This window comes from Nocardia sp. NPDC056564, assembly GCF_042793755.1.
Lineage (GTDB): Bacteria > Actinomycetota > Actinomycetes > Mycobacteriales > Mycobacteriaceae > Nocardia.
On record NZ_JBHTUR010000004.1, the window covers coordinates 406,634 to 420,259 of the forward strand.

Sequence of the window (13,626 nt, forward strand, 5' to 3'; positions counted from 1 at the left end):
CCGCGCAGCTCTCGGGAGCTCTACTCCGGGACCAGTTCGAGGCGGACGCCGAGCAGGCGGATGGGACGGTCGAGGGTGAACCGGTCGATGATGCGCAGCGCGGCCTCGGTGATCTCGGCCGGGTCGATGGTCGGCGCGGGCAGTTTCTCCTGTTTGCTGCGGGTGTAGAAGGTGTTGGTCCGGACGGTGACCGACACCCTGGTGCCGACCCGGCCCGCCTCGGCCATTTCCTCGGCCACCTCGGTGGCCAGGCGGGCCACCTGGGCACGGATCTCGGCGGGGTCGGTGAGGTCGTGCGGGAAGGTCTCGGATTTGCTGCGGCCCAGCGGGACTCGCGGCTCGGTGGTGACATCGGTGTCGCCCTTGCCGTGGCCGAGGACCCAGAGGTAGGGGCCGGTGTTCGGGCCGAATTCGGCGGCGAGGCGCTGCCGGTCCGCGGCCATCAGGTCGGCGACGGTGCTGATGCCGAGGTCGGCGAGCCGGGTGGCGATCCGGCTGCCGATGCCCCACAGGGCATTGGTCGGCCGGTGGGCCATCACCTCGGTCCAGTTCGCGGCGGTGAGGCGGAAGACGCCGGCGGCCGCGCCCACGTCGTCCGCAGGTCCGGCGTCGGACTTGCCGGTCGATTTGGCGAGGCCGGTGGCGAGTTTGGCGGTGAGCTTGTTGTCGCCGATGCCGATCGAGCAGGACAGTTCCAATCGCGCTATCGCGGAGCGGATTTCGGCGGCGAGGGCTTCCGGGTCGTCGGTGTCGGCGGCGAGGAAGGCCTCGTCCCAGCCCCACACCTCCACCCGGCCGGGGAAGGTGCGCAGCAGCGACATGACCTCGTCCGAGGCCTCCTCGTAACTGACCATGTCCAGGGGCAGGAACACACCTTCCGGGCATTTGCGCTGCGCGCTGCGCAGTGCCATCCCGGCCCGGACGCCGAACGCGCGGGCCGGATAGGACGCGCAGGTGACGACCTTGCGCGGCTCGGCCGGGTCGCCGTTGCCGCCGACGATGACCGGCAGGCCGCGCAGCTCCGGATGGCGGCGGAACTCCACCGCCGCCTGGAACTGATCGAGATCGACATGCAACAGCCACCTGGCCATATCACCGTCTTACCGCACCGGTGTGACAGGAGGCGGGAAGTCGGCCCTGATCGGCCGACGACGAGCGCCTGCGGCCGGCACTTGGTTGGTGCGCCGCGGTCTGGCCGGATCGAGTCGTGCGAGGCTATTGCCCCGTCCCCGATACAGAACTAAATTCTGGTTGTGAAGATTCGAGATCGGTTGCTGCTGGCGGCCGAGCGGCAGTTCGCGGAACGGGGCGCGCTGGACGCGACGCTGGCCCAGATCCGCGAGGCGGCCGGGGCCAGCGTCGGCGCGCTCTATCACCACTTTCCGGACAAGGCCGATCTGTATCGGCAGGTATGGGCGAACGCGCTGGTCGACTACCAGCGGCACTTCTGGTCCGCGGTCGGCGACAGTGCCGACGCGCGAGCGGGGGTCACGGCCGGGGTGCGCGAACACCTGCGCTGGGTCGCCGAGAATCAGTACCGGGCAAAGGTTTTGCTGTCCACGCGGCCGCCGGGGGTGCGGGAGAGCGACAGCAACCGCGAGTTCCTGCGCAACGTCACCCGCTGGTGGCGCACGCACGCCGGATACGGTGCGGTGCGCGATCTTTCGCTCGACCTCGTCTACGCGCTGTGGCTCGGACCGGCGCAGGAATACGCACGACAGTGGTTGGACGGCGACCTGGTCGCCGCGCCGACCGACATCGCGGACGAACTCGCCGACGCGGCGTGGCTGACCCTGAGGACAAGCTGATGACCATCGATATCGACCTCGCCAAGCAGGTCCTCGCCGCCCAGCCCTTCGCCAGGTTGGTCGGCACCGAGATAGCCGAATTCGGCGACGGCACAGTCACCCTGGTGATTCCCATTCGGCCCGAACTGGGCCAGCAATTCGGCTTTGTGCACGGCGGCGTGCTGTCCTACGCCGCCGACAACGCGCTCACCTTCGCCGCCGGCACCGCACTCGGCGCGAACGTGCTGACCGGCGGCTTCACCATCACCTATCTGCGCCCCGCCAAGGGGATTCGGCTGCGGGCCGTGGCCACCGTCACCGGCGCCACCCGGCGACAGGCCGTGGTGCGCTGCGAGATCTATACCGAGGATGCCGGCGGCGAGACCGCACTGTGCGCGGTGGCGCAGGGGACGGCGCGCAGCGTCGAGCGGGAGCTGGCCGGGCACGCGTGATCGGTTGTCCGCCTCGCGGTCCCGGAGCCGGCGAGTTCGTCCGGCCCGGTTTCGCCTACCACGCGGCGGCCGTCGGCTCTTCGAGCATGTCTGCGCCGCAAGCGGACTCACCCACAAGGTGGCGCAATGCCGCGGTGAGCGTATGCGCAGCGAGGTCCACGTCGGAGCGGCCCGCGACGATCCCGTCCGGGCGGACCAGCAGTGCGCCGCCCTCGGGCAGGCCGGTGCGCGTCGCCCATTCGGCCATCGGCAAGGCGTGCACGATGATGTCGATCCCGGTCTCCCACTGCGCTTCGGCGACCGCGTCGCGCCACGCGGCCGACGTGCCCGTGACCAGCAAGGCGAAGCCGGGGCCGTTGAGGTCGAGGGTCGAGATCTGCTGTGACCGATCGATCCACACGTGCGGAACCCTGGTGCCGACCTGGCCGGTCAGCTCGTCGACATGCGGTGTGCCGGTGCTGCTGCCGCCGAGCAGTGCGGTGGAGGTGTACCGGTAGCGGGTCATGACCGTGTCATTGGCCAGTTGCCGGGCGAGATCCGCTGCGTTGTCCGGTGTTTCGACGCCGTAGCGGGTGGCGAAATCGGTCCCGAGCCGAGCCTGTTCGGCGGCGACGATCGCGCGCGGCTTGCGCTCGGGCTGGTAGCTGTCGAGCAGCGCCGGACCGGCCGTGCCGGACAGCACCGAGGCCAGTTTCCAGATCAGGTTGTGCGCGTCCGCGATTCCGGTGTTGGCGCCGTAACCACCCCACGGCGCGTGCCGGTGCGCGGCGTCGCCGACCAGGAAGATGCGGCCGCGGCGGTATTCGTCGGCGACGAAAACGCCGGTGTCCCAGGTGGACTTCGCCAGCACCTCGACCTCGAGATCGGGCACGCCGATCGCGGCGCGGGTCAGGTCTACACAGCGTTCGACGGGGTAGTCGGCGAGACCTTCGCGCGCGGCATCGTATTCGAAGTGCAACGACCACTCGTCGGTGTTGTTCTTGGTCAGCACCAGGCCGCGCACCTGGTCGTTGACGATCTCGCACTGACTGAAGGTGCGGCCGTCGAGCACCTCGGTGAGGTCGGTCCGCACGAAGACATTGATGTAGTGGTGGGTCGGCGGCAGCGCCCAGCCGGTGATCCCGAGCTCGCGCCGGATCGGGCTGCCCGCGCCGTCGGCCGCGATCAGGTAATCCGCCCGAATGATCGAGACGTCACCCGCCGGATCCCGCACCGTCGCGGTGACGCCGTTCCGGTCCGGGGCGAACTCGGTCAGCTCCACCCCGAATCGCAGGTCACCGCCGCGCTCGCGGGCCAGGTCGGCCAGCAGCGGCTCGAGTTGCACCTGCGGCAGGAAGCAGAAGCCGGACGGGCTCGGCTCGCGATTCGCCAGGCTCTGCATCAAGTTGCCGAGATCGAGCTGCTCGGAGGTGGTCAGCGTGGCACCGCGGCGCGCGCCGCCGAACTGGCCCGCCTTCAATGCGGTCGCCGCCGCCTGCTGCACCCGCTTGTCGATGCCGATCTGCCGGAACAGTTCGACCGTCCGGCTGTGCACACCACGTGAGCGCGGCAGCACCGACGTACCCGTCCGCTTCTCCACGAGCACGAACGGCACCCCGTGATACTCGAGGAAGAGCGCCGCGGACAGACCGACCAGGCCGCCGCCGACAATGAGCACGGGCACTCGTTGCGTCGAAGTCATGCACCGATGGTGTGCCCGGCCGCTTGCACCGCCCTTGCGTGCCGATTACACGACAACGGGCCGGGCACCCTGCGGTGCCCGGCCCGTTCGCCCGGGTCAGGCGGTGGCCGCGAAGGTCCGTCCGTCCAGGGCCGGTTCCGCGACCGGCTCGATGGCGTAGGCCAGAATGTCGGCCACGTCACCGACGGGGCGGACATCCAGTGCGGCAAGCACTTCGGCGGGGACGTCGTCCAGGTCCGGCTCGTTGCGGGCCGGGATGAACACCGTCTTCAGGCCGGCCCGCTGGGCGGCGAGCAGCTTCTGCTTGACGCCGCCGATCGGCAGCACCCGTCCGTTCAGCGTGACCTCGCCGGTCATGCCCACGTCCGCGCGCACCTGCCTGCCCAGGGCCAGCGACACCAGCGCGGTGACCATGGTGACGCCCGCCGACGGTCCGTCCTTCGGGACCGCGCCCGCCGGGAAGTGCACGTGGATGTTGCGATCCAGCACCGACGGTTCGATGCCGATCTCCTCCAGGTGCGAGCGCACGTAGGTCAGCGCGATCTGCGCGGACTCCTTCATCACGTCGCCGAGCTGACCGGTCAGGGTCAGCGAGCGCTCGCCCTCCGCGACGTTCGCCTCGATGTAGAGGACGTCGCCGCCGAGGCCGGTGACCGCCAGTCCGGTCGCCACACCGGGGACCGCGGTGCGTTCCACCGAGTCGGGGGTGAAGCGGGGACGCCCCAGGTAGTCCTTCAGCTCACCGAGGTCGATGATCAGCGACTGCTGTTCACCGGCTTCGGATTTCGCCAGCGCGTCGTAACCCAGCTCGGCGTCGTAGCCGAGATCGGTTGCCGCCGAGCCGGTTCCGGTCTCGGATAGGCGAGTCGCGGCCTTGCGTAACGCCTTCGCGATCAGGCGCTCCATCTGCCGCACGCCGGCTTCCCTGGTGTAGTTGGCGGCGATCTCGCGCAGGGCCGCGTCGGTGATGGTCACCTCGTCGGCGGTCAGCGCGTTGCGCTCCAGCTGCCGGGGCACCAGGAAGTCGCGGGCGATGCCGACCTTGTCGTCCTCGGTGTAGCCGTCGACGGTGATCAGCTCCATCCGGTCCAGCAGCGGGCCGGGGATGGTGTCCATGACATTGGCGGTCGCGATGAACAGCACGTCGGACAGGTCGAGGTCCAGATCCAGGTAATGATCGCGGAACGTGTGGTTCTGCGCCGGATCCAGCACCTCGAGCAGCGCGGCCGCAGGGTCACCGCGGAAGTCCGAGCCGACCTTGTCGATCTCGTCCAGCAGGACAACGGGATTCAGCGAACCCGCCTCCTTGATCGCGCGGACGATGCGGCCGGGCAGCGCACCCACGTAGGTGCGCCGATGCCCGCGGATCTCCGCCTCGTCGCGCACGCCGCCGAGGGCGACCCGGACGAACTTGCGGCCCATGGCACGGGCCACGGATTCACCCAGCGAGGTCTTGCCGACACCGGGCGGACCGACCAGCGCGAGCACCGCGCCGGAACCGCGGCCGCCGACGACCTCGAGCCCACGCGAGGCCCGCCGGGAACGCACCGCCAGATACTCGACCATCCGGTCCTTGACCTCGTCCAGGCCGTGGTGGTCGGCGTCCAGCACCGCGCGGGCGGCCGAGACGTCGGTGCTGTCCTCGGTTTTCACCGTCCAGGGCAGCTCGAGCACGGTGTCCAGCCAGGTGCGGATCCACCCGGTTTCCGGGCTCTGATCGCTGGCCCGCTCCAGCCTGCCGACCTCGCGCAGCGCCTCGGCGCGCACGTTGTCGGGCAGGTCGGCCTGTTCGACCCGGGTGCGGTAGTCGTCCGCGCCGTCCGGCTCGTCCTCGCCGAGCTCCTTGCGGATGGCGTTGAGCTGCTGGCGCAGCAGGAACTCGCGCTGGCTCTTCTCCAGGCCCTCGCGGACGTCGTCACTGATCTTCTCGGTGACCTCGGCCTCGGCGATGTGGTCCTTGGTCCACTCGATCAGCCGGTTCAGCCGCTGGACGACGTCGGGGGTCTCCAGCAGTTCGCGCTTCTGCTCGTCGGTCAGGTAGGGCGCGTAGCCCGCGGTGTCGGCGATGGCCGACGGGTCGGTCAGCTGATTGACCGCGTCGATGATCTGCCAGGCCTCGCGGCGCTGCAACGCCGACACGACCAGCTTCTTGTATTCGGCGGCCAGTTCCTTCGTCCGGCCGTCCGGCGTCGGGATCTCGACCGGCTCGGCCTCGACCCACAGCGCGGCTCCCGGCCCGGTCACCCCGTGCCCGATCTTGGCGCGCCGCTCGGCCTTCAGCACCGCCGCCGGGGCGCCGCCGCGCATCCGGCCGACCTGTTCGATGGTGGCGACCACGCCGTAGGAGGCGTAGCCCTCGGTCAGCCGCGGCGCCAGCAGCACCGCGTCGGTCTTGGCCGCGCGCGCGGCGTCGATGGCAGCCTGCGCCGATTCGTCCAGTTCGATGGGCACGACCATGCCCGGCAGCACGATCGGATCGGTCAGGAACAGCACCGGCAGGTTCTGTGGTGTAGTCACGTGTTCGACCCTTCCAAAAGTTGAGCGATACCAACTCAACCCCACCCCATCTCTGTTTGTTCCGGCTACCGCCCCACGTTCGCTGTGGGCGAAGAATTGCGACCCGGCTTCGGCATGGTGGCCGCGGCTGGAGGTAGGTAGCGGGCGGGCTACCGGGACGGGCGATGGGCGTGTTCCGAGGTAAACGAGGATGGTCGGCATATCGTTGGGGTGGCTGCGCCGCTGGTCGGTGGTGGTTTCTCGGTAGTTCGCAGGTAGATCGCCGAGGGGAGAATCGGTATGAGTCGGCCGTCCCGCACCGGGCACGACTGGAAAGCGGCCGGGCTGGTGCTCGGGGTGATCGCGGCGTTGGTCGTGGTCCCGGCGGTGCTGGTCGCGCTGGTGCCGACCCGGGAGGTGGCGGTAGCGCCGGGCACGCGGGTCGAGGTGACCGCGCCGGGGGAGGAGCCCGACACGGTGAGTTTCGGTGGGGTCGATGGCTGGCAGCGCAGGCCTACGGGGGATCAGACGACGGCGGTGCTGGTCGCGCCGGATGGGTCGCGGCTTGCGGTCAGTGTGATCGGCGGGGTCACCGACTTCGACGATGCGGCAGCGTGGCGGCTGAAGGTGCTCGGTGCGCAGGGGTTCGACGCGGAGTTCGACGGGGAGATCCGGACGCCGAACGGGTTCAGCGGGCGGACCTGCCGTGGCACGGATCGCGCGGGGGTGTGCGCGATCGTGGGCAACGAGAAACTGGCGGTCACGCTGGCGCTGATCGGTGACGACGCCACGTTCCCCGAGCTGACGCCGGTGCTGGAGACGCTGGCGGTGCGCCGATGAGATGGTTTCAGCCGAGGTCGGCGCTGTTCTGGACCTACTGCCTGATCGCGGTTCTCGGGCTGGCCGGACTGATCCTCCAGCTGGCCCCGGTCGCCGCGCTGACCTGGCGCGACATTCTGGTCGGACTACCGTTCACCCTCGCGACGCTGCTCGTATTCGGTTGGCTGGTACTGCATTTGGATCGGCTGCGCGCGCGTCGGCGGATCCGGACGCCGCTGGTGATGGGTTTTCTCTGGGGTGCGCTGGCCGGGCCGGGGATCGCGATGTTCGCCAACGACCACAACATGCGCATCATCCAGAATCTGGCCGGTGACGCGTTCGCGATCGATTGGCAGGCACCGATTTCCGCGGCGATCGTCGAGGAGGCGGTCAAGGGGGTCGGCGTGTTCGCGGTCGCGTGGCTCGCGCGTCCGATGCTGAACCGGCCGGTCCACGGGCTGCTGCTCGGCGGTTGCACCGGGCTCGGCTTCCAGGTCGTCGAGAACATCACCTACTCGGCGAACGCCGGATTGCTGTCCGCACAGGACGATCCGGCGACCGCGATCGTCGTCGGCCTCGTGCGGCTGCTCACCGGCCTCACCTCGCACTGGATGCTCACCGCCCTCGCCGGCATCGGCATCGTGCTGGCGGTGGCGCGCACGGATTGGCCGGCCGGGCGGCGCGCGCAGGTCTTCGTGATGTTCTATTTACTCGGCGCCGCACTGCATTTCGGCTGGGATGCGCCGAGCCCGGCGGACATCCCGGTCGGGTCGATCATCGCCAGGACGGTGCTGTACGTCCTGATCTTCGCCGTCGTCTACACCTGGGTGGTGCGGACCGAACGGCAATGGTTCCGCGCGGTCGTCGACTGGGCGGTCGCGCGTGGGATCGCGCCGGCCGGCGAGCTGAGCACGCTGATCTCGCGGCGCAGCCGGCGCCGGGCCCGGCAGGCCGACCGGATGAGCGGTCGGCAGCACCGCCGCGGGCAGATCCGGCGGCAACGCGTTCTGCTCGACTGGGTTCAGGCAACCGGAGCGGGATCGGGCATTCGTATTCCGGCGTGAGGGCCTGCCTGCGGCGACGCCGGCGGTCCGGTACCGCGCCGCGTTGACACTCGCTCCGGCGCAATGACAATGTGGGGGCCTTGATACCTCATACCGGCGGTTCCGCCGGTTCAGCCTAGGGAGATCCATCGATGAGTTCGCTCGCCGGCGGCGTGTTCATCGATTGGGAAGGTCTCACCGGTCAGTCCAAATTCGTGGTGGATCTGGTGACGTTTCCGATCTTCAGCGCGCTGGCGGGCTGGCTGACCAACTGGACCGGCGTGCTGATGTTGTTCTGGCCGGAGCGATTTCGCGGATTCCGGATCCCGGGGCTGTATCTGCTGTACCCGTACTTCCCGCGCCGGGTGCAGGTGCTGCCGACGTTTTCCGGGGACGGACAGCAGCTGGGGTTCCAGGGGTTCATTCCGGCGCGGGCGGAGAAGATGGCCAGCATCTGCGTAGACAAGGCGCTGATGCGGATCGGCAGTCCACGCGACTTCATCCACGAGCTCGACCTGGACGGGATCGCGGACTACGTCGCGGTGCTGGCGCGCAAACAGGTGCAGCCGCTGGTGGACGAGCTGATGAACCGGGAGAACCCGGACCTGTGGCGCACGGTGCCGAGGGCGGCCAAGCAGATCATCTACCAGCGGGTGGACCGGGAGCTGCCGGCCCTGTCCCGGCGGGCGTTCGAGTCGCTCGGCGACAATGTCGATCAGCTCATCGATATCAAGAGCTTCGTCATCCGGTACCTGCAGGACAATCCGGGGATTCTCAAGGATCTGACCACCACCATCGCCGCACCGGAGCTGCGCTTCATGGTCCGGATCGGCCTGCTCGGCGCGCCGTTCGGGCTGCTGCTCGCGCTGTATATGCATGTGCACCAGCACATTCCGGTGTTCGGCTGGGTGCCGGGCTGGGTGATCGTGCTGCTCGCCTCGGCGGCGATCGGCGTGATCGTGAATGTGATCGCGGTGAAGATGGTGTTCGAGCCCGGCGACCCGCAGCCGAGGTACAAGTACCTGTGGAAGCAGGCGCTGCTGGCCAAACGGCAGCCGCAGGCGGCCACCGATCTCGCGAACATCCTGGCCTACCAGGTGCTCACGCTGCCGAACCTGTCCAGGGAACTGCTGGACGGGCCCAACGGGGACAAGACCCGGCAGCTGCTGGAACGGCTGGTTTCCGACGAGATCCACCGCCAGCTCGGCCCGACCACCTCGTTCGTGCGCGCGGCGCTGGGCCGTCGCCAGTTCGACAACCTCAAGGCCGGCGCGGCCGGGGCCGCTGTTGGTCTCGCGCCGAGTCTGGCCGAGGACGAGGAATTCATCCTGGAGCAGGCCAAGACGATCGATGTGTTCGCGGCGCGCAAGCTGCGGCAGCTGACGCCGGGGGAGTTCATGGAGATGTTCTATGCCTCGGTCGAGCAGGACGCGTGGCTGCTCTACCTGCACGGCGCGGTGCTCGGGCTGGCGGTCGGCGCCTCGCACCTGGTTATTTTCGGCTGGTGAACGCCCCGCCGAACGGGTGGGCGCAAATACAAGCACGCGTGCTTGCATTTTTCTCCGGCCGCTGCGATGCTGAACCGCGACGGCACACGCGGTGGTGTGCGTTCGACTGATCGGCAGGGGACCCATGGCTGACCTCGAAGCGCTGCTCGACGACTTCGCCGAGGAGTGCGCGGATCTGGAACGCATCGTCACCCCGCTCGCCGCCGCGGACTGGTCGCTGCCGACCCCCGCGGCCGGCTGGACCATCGCCCATCAGATCGGCCACCTGGCCTGGACCGACGAGATCGCGACGGTGGCGGCCACCGATGCCGCGGGCTTCCAGCAGCTGGTCACCGACGCCGGACCCAGGGCCTTCACCTTCGTCGACGACGCCGCCGAGGAGGCCGCGACCGCGCCGCCCGCCGAGCTGCTCGACCGGTGGCACCGGGGTCGCAAGTCCCTCGCCGACGCGCTGCGCGCGGTGCCCGCGGGCGCCAAGCTGCCCTGGTTCGGGCCGCCGATGAGCGCGGCCTCGATGATCACTGCCCGGATCATGGAGACCTGGGCGCACGGCCAGGACGTGGCCGACACGCTCGGCGTCACCCGCACCCCCACCGCCCGGCTGCGCACCGTGGCCCACATCGGCGTCCGCACCAGGAACTTCGCCTACACCGTGCACGAATTGCCCCCGCCGGCCGAAGAATTCCGGGTAGAACTCACCGCACCCGACGGCACGATCTGGTCCTGGGGTCCCGCGGACGCCGCACAGCGGGTGACCGGACCCGCCGTCGATTTCTGCCTGCTGGTGACCCAGCGCCGCCACCCGGACGACCTCGCGATCGAGGCGACCGGCCCGGACGCGGCGCAATGGCTCACCCTGGCACAGGCTTTCGCGGGACCGACGGGATCCGGGCGCACAGCGGGTCAGTTCGCCTGAAAAAGCAGCGACGGCCGGATGCGTACATCCGGCCGTCGCCCACCCGACCCGATCCAAAGATTCGGGAGCGGGCGAGCGCCACACTTGGGTGCGCCGTTCGTGTCGGCCGGACGCCGTTGGCCGGGTGTCTCGATGTGGCAGTCGAGGATGACGCTCGCCAGCTAGAGGAATGTTTACCCGCCCATGAGGTGCTGGAAACATAAACGACCCCACGGATTCGGCAGGCGTTCGTCGGCCGGACCCGCGCGGGACTGTGATTCTGATCTCCCCGACGCAATGCCCACTTGGACCACGCCGTAACCTGGACAACTGTACGGCTTTCGACGATGCGGGCCGCGCTGCCAGGGGAGCAGGGGCACAGGAAGGAACGCATCGTGAGCAGAAGCAAGCACGTCCAGATCGCCAAGCATGCCGCGATCGTCCTCGCGGCTGCCACCAGCCTCAGCCTCACCGTGGTCGCGGGCGCCTACGTCGTGCGTCAGATGGCCGAACTCAACCGGCCGGCCGAGGCCGCGGCGCCGCCCGCGCGGTCGGTGCCGGAATCGACGAGCGAGCGCGGCTGGACGGACACGCGACTGACCGGCGGCAGCTTCGAACTGCCCGTGGTGTTCGCCCGGACTCCGTGGGAGCCGGTTGCTCCGGTCCCGAAAGCGGTTGTTCCGCACGCTGATTCGACCGTGGTGTCGCACCAGGGCAGCGTCGGCGGGAAGCTGCGTCTCGGTGACGCCTACCTCGACGCGCAGGTGGGCACCGTGCGCACCGACACGATCGCGCTCACCGTCGGCACCAACGCCTTGACCGTGCTGACCGGTCATCAGCCGTCCGGCGCGCCGGACGAGCGCGCCGACCTCACCCAGTTGCGCACCGAATTCGACACGCGCACCGGGGAAGTGGTGCTGATGCTGACCGATCCGTCGCTCGGCGAGCACGCCCTGCGACTCGACCGGCACCCGGCGCCGAACCCGAAACCCGCGCCGGACACAAGCGTGTCGGCCACCGCGCCCGCGCCGACCGTGACCGACCCGGCGGCCCCGCACCGCGGCCCGGAACCCGCCGTGGCGGTGTAGATCTCGGCCTACTGTGCTCCTATGCCGAACAGTACGTACGACTTCTGCGTGATCGGCGGTGGCATCGTCGGCGTGGCGACGGCCCATCGGATCCTGCACCGCCACCCCGGCGCGACCCTCGTGCTGCTGGAAAAGGCGAACGCGCTGGCCACCCATCAGACCGGGCACAACAGCGGCGTCATCCACTCGGGCATCTACTATCCGCCGGACAGCCTGAAGGCGCGGCTGTGCCGCCGCGGCGCGAGCTGGACCAAGGAATTCGCTGCGGCGCACGGGATTCCCTATGCGGTGTGCGGCAAGCTGCTGGTCGCCACCGATGCGGCCGAGCGAAGCAGGATGCTGGCGTTGCACGAGCGTTCGGTGCGCAACGGCGTCGCGGTCGAGTTGCTCGACGCCGCCGAACTGCGCCGGCGCGAACCGCGGGTCACCGGCGTCGGCGCGTTGTTCGTGCCGGACACCGGCATCGTCGACTACCCCGCGATCACCGCCGCGCTGGCCGACGAGGTGCGTTCGGCGGGTGGGGACCTGGTCTTCGGCGCGGAGATCACCGCACTCGCCGAGACCGACGCCACGGTCACCGCGACCGGACCGGCCGGCTCGTGGACGGCCCGCACACTGGTGGTGTGCGCGGGCCTGCAGGCCGATCGGCTGGCCCGAATGGCCGGGCTGCGCAACGACTTCCAAATCGTCCCGTTCCGCGGCGAGTATTACCAGCTGCCGCCGGAACGAGCCGGGCTGGTGCGCACGCTGATCTACCCGATCCCCGATCCCACGCTGCCGTTCCTCGGCGTGCACCTGAGCCCGACCATCGACGGCACGCTCACCGTCGGGCCGAACGCGGTGCTCGGACTGGCCAGGGAGGGTTATCCCAAGGGCAGTTTCGACGCGAAGGACGCGCGGGCGATCCTCGGTTTCCCCGGCGTGCACCGGGTGGCCGCGGCCAACGTGCGGACCGGGCTGCGGGAACTGCGCAATTCGTGGTTCAAGCGCGGATACCTGGCCGAGTGCCGGCGGTACTGTCCCGAGCTGACCCTGGCCGACCTCCGGCCACGGGAGGCGGGCATCCGCGCGCAGGCGGTGCTGCGCGACGGCACCCTGGTGCACGATTTCCTGATCGAACGCACGCCGCGCTCGGTGCACGTGCTCAACGCCCCGTCGCCGGCGGCCACCTCCGCCATGCCGATCGCGGAGCACATCGTCGATCAACTCTGAGCCGTTGAACCAGACCGATTGGTCTTAATAGGTCGCTGACCGGCCCTGAGCAACCAAGCAACCGCCCGGTAGCGATGTGGAAAACCCGCACACCAAATACCGCGCAACCCCTCCAATAAAGAGGAGAGCTGTAGTACTTTTAACGCCAGTCGTGGAACAGGGAGGGCCTGATGGGCCACATCAAGTACGCGAGTGACGTCGGGGCACCGGTCGAGGTGGCCTTCACCTACACGGACAACCATCTGTTCGTGCCGGACTGGATGTTCGCGGTCGCCGACTTCGAGCCGACCGGCGAACTGGACTCCGGCCTCGGCGCGACCTTCACGACCACCGCCCGGCTGGTGGTCTGGCGGCCGACGATGACATGCGAGGTCACCGAATATCGGCGCAACGTGGTGATCGGGTATACGCTGCGTGGGCGTTTGTCCGGGACCCTGACGCTGCGCTTCGATCCGCTCGGATACGGGCGGTCGGTGCTGACGTCCGAGGCGGAGTACAGCCCCCCGCGCGGCTTGGCCGGGCGGCTCTGCGTCGGTTTGGTGGATTCCGCCGTGAAATCGGCGCTCCGCCGCACCGAGTCCCAATTGCGAAGGGAGATAGAAGAATTCCACGGTACCGATCTTGTCGGTCGGATTGCGTAGGGTG

12 protein-coding genes are annotated in these 13,626 nt (G+C 69.2%); 9 read left to right on the forward strand and 3 right to left on the reverse strand.

The genetic code is table 11. From position 1 onward, the window contains the following. Nucleotides 1-20: 20 nt before the first annotated feature. On the reverse strand, nucleotides 21-1,091 hold the full coding sequence (locus ACFQ9K_RS13245; protein ID WP_378714406.1) for a DNA polymerase IV: 1,071 nt from the start codon (nucleotides 1,089-1,091) through the stop codon (nucleotides 21-23). A gap of 162 nt (nucleotides 1,092-1,253) precedes the next feature. Between ACFQ9K_RS13245 and ACFQ9K_RS13250 the strand changes: the two genes are divergently transcribed. Both ACFQ9K_RS13250 and ACFQ9K_RS13255 read left to right on the forward strand, forming a co-directional pair. Then, entirely contained in the window at nucleotides 1,254-1,808 is a 555-nt protein-coding gene (locus ACFQ9K_RS13250) for a TetR/AcrR family transcriptional regulator (protein ID WP_378714408.1), read from the forward strand. Further along, a complete protein-coding gene (locus tag ACFQ9K_RS13255) occupies nucleotides 1,808-2,239 on the forward strand; it encodes a PaaI family thioesterase (protein WP_378714410.1) in 432 nt (143 codons plus the stop codon). The genes ACFQ9K_RS13250 and ACFQ9K_RS13255 overlap by 1 nt, the downstream gene beginning before the upstream one ends. 55 nt (nucleotides 2,240-2,294) lie before the next feature. On the opposite strand, the gene ACFQ9K_RS13260 is transcribed toward ACFQ9K_RS13255, so the two are convergent. Both ACFQ9K_RS13260 and lon read right to left on the reverse strand, forming a co-directional pair. Continuing rightward, nucleotides 2,295-3,920, reverse strand: coding sequence for an FAD-dependent monooxygenase (locus ACFQ9K_RS13260; protein ID WP_378714412.1), 1,626 nt, complete (start codon nucleotides 3,918-3,920; stop codon nucleotides 2,295-2,297). A gap of 96 nt (nucleotides 3,921-4,016) precedes the next feature. Next, nucleotides 4,017-6,413, reverse strand: a complete 2,397-nt coding sequence (lon, locus tag ACFQ9K_RS13265; RefSeq protein ID WP_378726567.1) for an endopeptidase La — start codon at nucleotides 6,411-6,413, stop codon at nucleotides 4,017-4,019. Nucleotides 6,414-6,716: 303 nt separating this feature from the next. Between lon and ACFQ9K_RS13270 the strand changes: the two genes are divergently transcribed. The 7 genes from ACFQ9K_RS13270 (at nucleotide 6,717) to ACFQ9K_RS13300 (ending at nucleotide 13,622) form a co-directional block, all read left to right on the forward strand. Further along, the gene (locus tag ACFQ9K_RS13270; protein WP_378726565.1) at nucleotides 6,717-7,256 is read left to right on the forward strand and encodes a hypothetical protein; all 540 of its coding nucleotides are present in this window, start codon (nucleotides 6,717-6,719) and stop codon (nucleotides 7,254-7,256) included. After that, the gene (locus ACFQ9K_RS13275; RefSeq protein WP_378726563.1) at nucleotides 7,253-8,299 is read left to right on the forward strand and encodes a PrsW family intramembrane metalloprotease; all 1,047 of its coding nucleotides are present in this window, start codon (nucleotides 7,253-7,255) and stop codon (nucleotides 8,297-8,299) included. Before ACFQ9K_RS13270 ends, ACFQ9K_RS13275 begins: the two co-directional genes overlap by 4 nt. A 131-nt stretch (nucleotides 8,300-8,430) precedes the next feature. Continuing rightward, complete coding sequence (locus ACFQ9K_RS13280; RefSeq protein WP_378726561.1) at nucleotides 8,431-9,786, forward strand: hypothetical protein; 1,356 nt, start codon at nucleotides 8,431-8,433, stop codon at nucleotides 9,784-9,786. 124 nt (nucleotides 9,787-9,910) lie between these two features. Continuing rightward, complete coding sequence (locus tag ACFQ9K_RS13285; RefSeq protein ID WP_378726559.1) at nucleotides 9,911-10,702, forward strand: TIGR03084 family metal-binding protein; 792 nt, start codon at nucleotides 9,911-9,913, stop codon at nucleotides 10,700-10,702. A 374-nt stretch (nucleotides 10,703-11,076) separates the two neighbouring features. After that, entirely contained in the window at nucleotides 11,077-11,769 is a 693-nt protein-coding gene (locus tag ACFQ9K_RS13290) for a hypothetical protein (RefSeq protein WP_378722336.1), read from the forward strand. A gap of 21 nt (nucleotides 11,770-11,790) precedes the next feature. Then, nucleotides 11,791-12,981: an L-2-hydroxyglutarate oxidase gene (lhgO, locus tag ACFQ9K_RS13295; RefSeq protein WP_378722337.1), complete on the forward strand. Its 1,191-nt coding sequence runs from the start codon at nucleotides 11,791-11,793 to the stop codon at nucleotides 12,979-12,981. Nucleotides 12,982-13,151: 170 nt separating this feature from the next. Then, nucleotides 13,152-13,622 carry an SRPBCC family protein gene (locus ACFQ9K_RS13300; RefSeq protein ID WP_378722338.1) on the forward strand — a complete coding sequence of 157 codons (471 nt, stop codon included), beginning with the start codon at nucleotides 13,152-13,154 and terminating at the stop codon, nucleotides 13,620-13,622. Nucleotides 13,623-13,626: the final 4 nt, after the last annotated feature.

Coding starts and splice junctions, on each gene's coding strand:
- ACFQ9K_RS13245 (WP_378714406.1), bottom strand. CDS start 1,091: ATGGCCAGGTGGCTGTTGCATGTCGATCTCGATCAGTTCCAGGCGGCG.
- ACFQ9K_RS13255 (WP_378714410.1), top strand. CDS start 1,808: ATGACCATCGATATCGACCTCGCCAAGCAGGTCCTCGCCGCCCAGCCC.
- ACFQ9K_RS13260 (WP_378714412.1), bottom strand. CDS start 3,920: ATGACTTCGACGCAACGAGTGCCCGTGCTCATTGTCGGCGGCGGCCTG.
- ACFQ9K_RS13270 (WP_378726565.1), top strand. CDS start 6,717: ATGAGTCGGCCGTCCCGCACCGGGCACGACTGGAAAGCGGCCGGGCTG.
- ACFQ9K_RS13275 (WP_378726563.1), top strand. CDS start 7,253: ATGAGATGGTTTCAGCCGAGGTCGGCGCTGTTCTGGACCTACTGCCTG.
- ACFQ9K_RS13280 (WP_378726561.1), top strand. CDS start 8,431: ATGAGTTCGCTCGCCGGCGGCGTGTTCATCGATTGGGAAGGTCTCACC.
- ACFQ9K_RS13285 (WP_378726559.1), top strand. CDS start 9,911: ATGGCTGACCTCGAAGCGCTGCTCGACGACTTCGCCGAGGAGTGCGCG.
- lhgO (WP_378722337.1), top strand. CDS start 11,791: ATGCCGAACAGTACGTACGACTTCTGCGTGATCGGCGGTGGCATCGTC.
- ACFQ9K_RS13300 (WP_378722338.1), top strand. CDS start 13,152: ATGGGCCACATCAAGTACGCGAGTGACGTCGGGGCACCGGTCGAGGTG.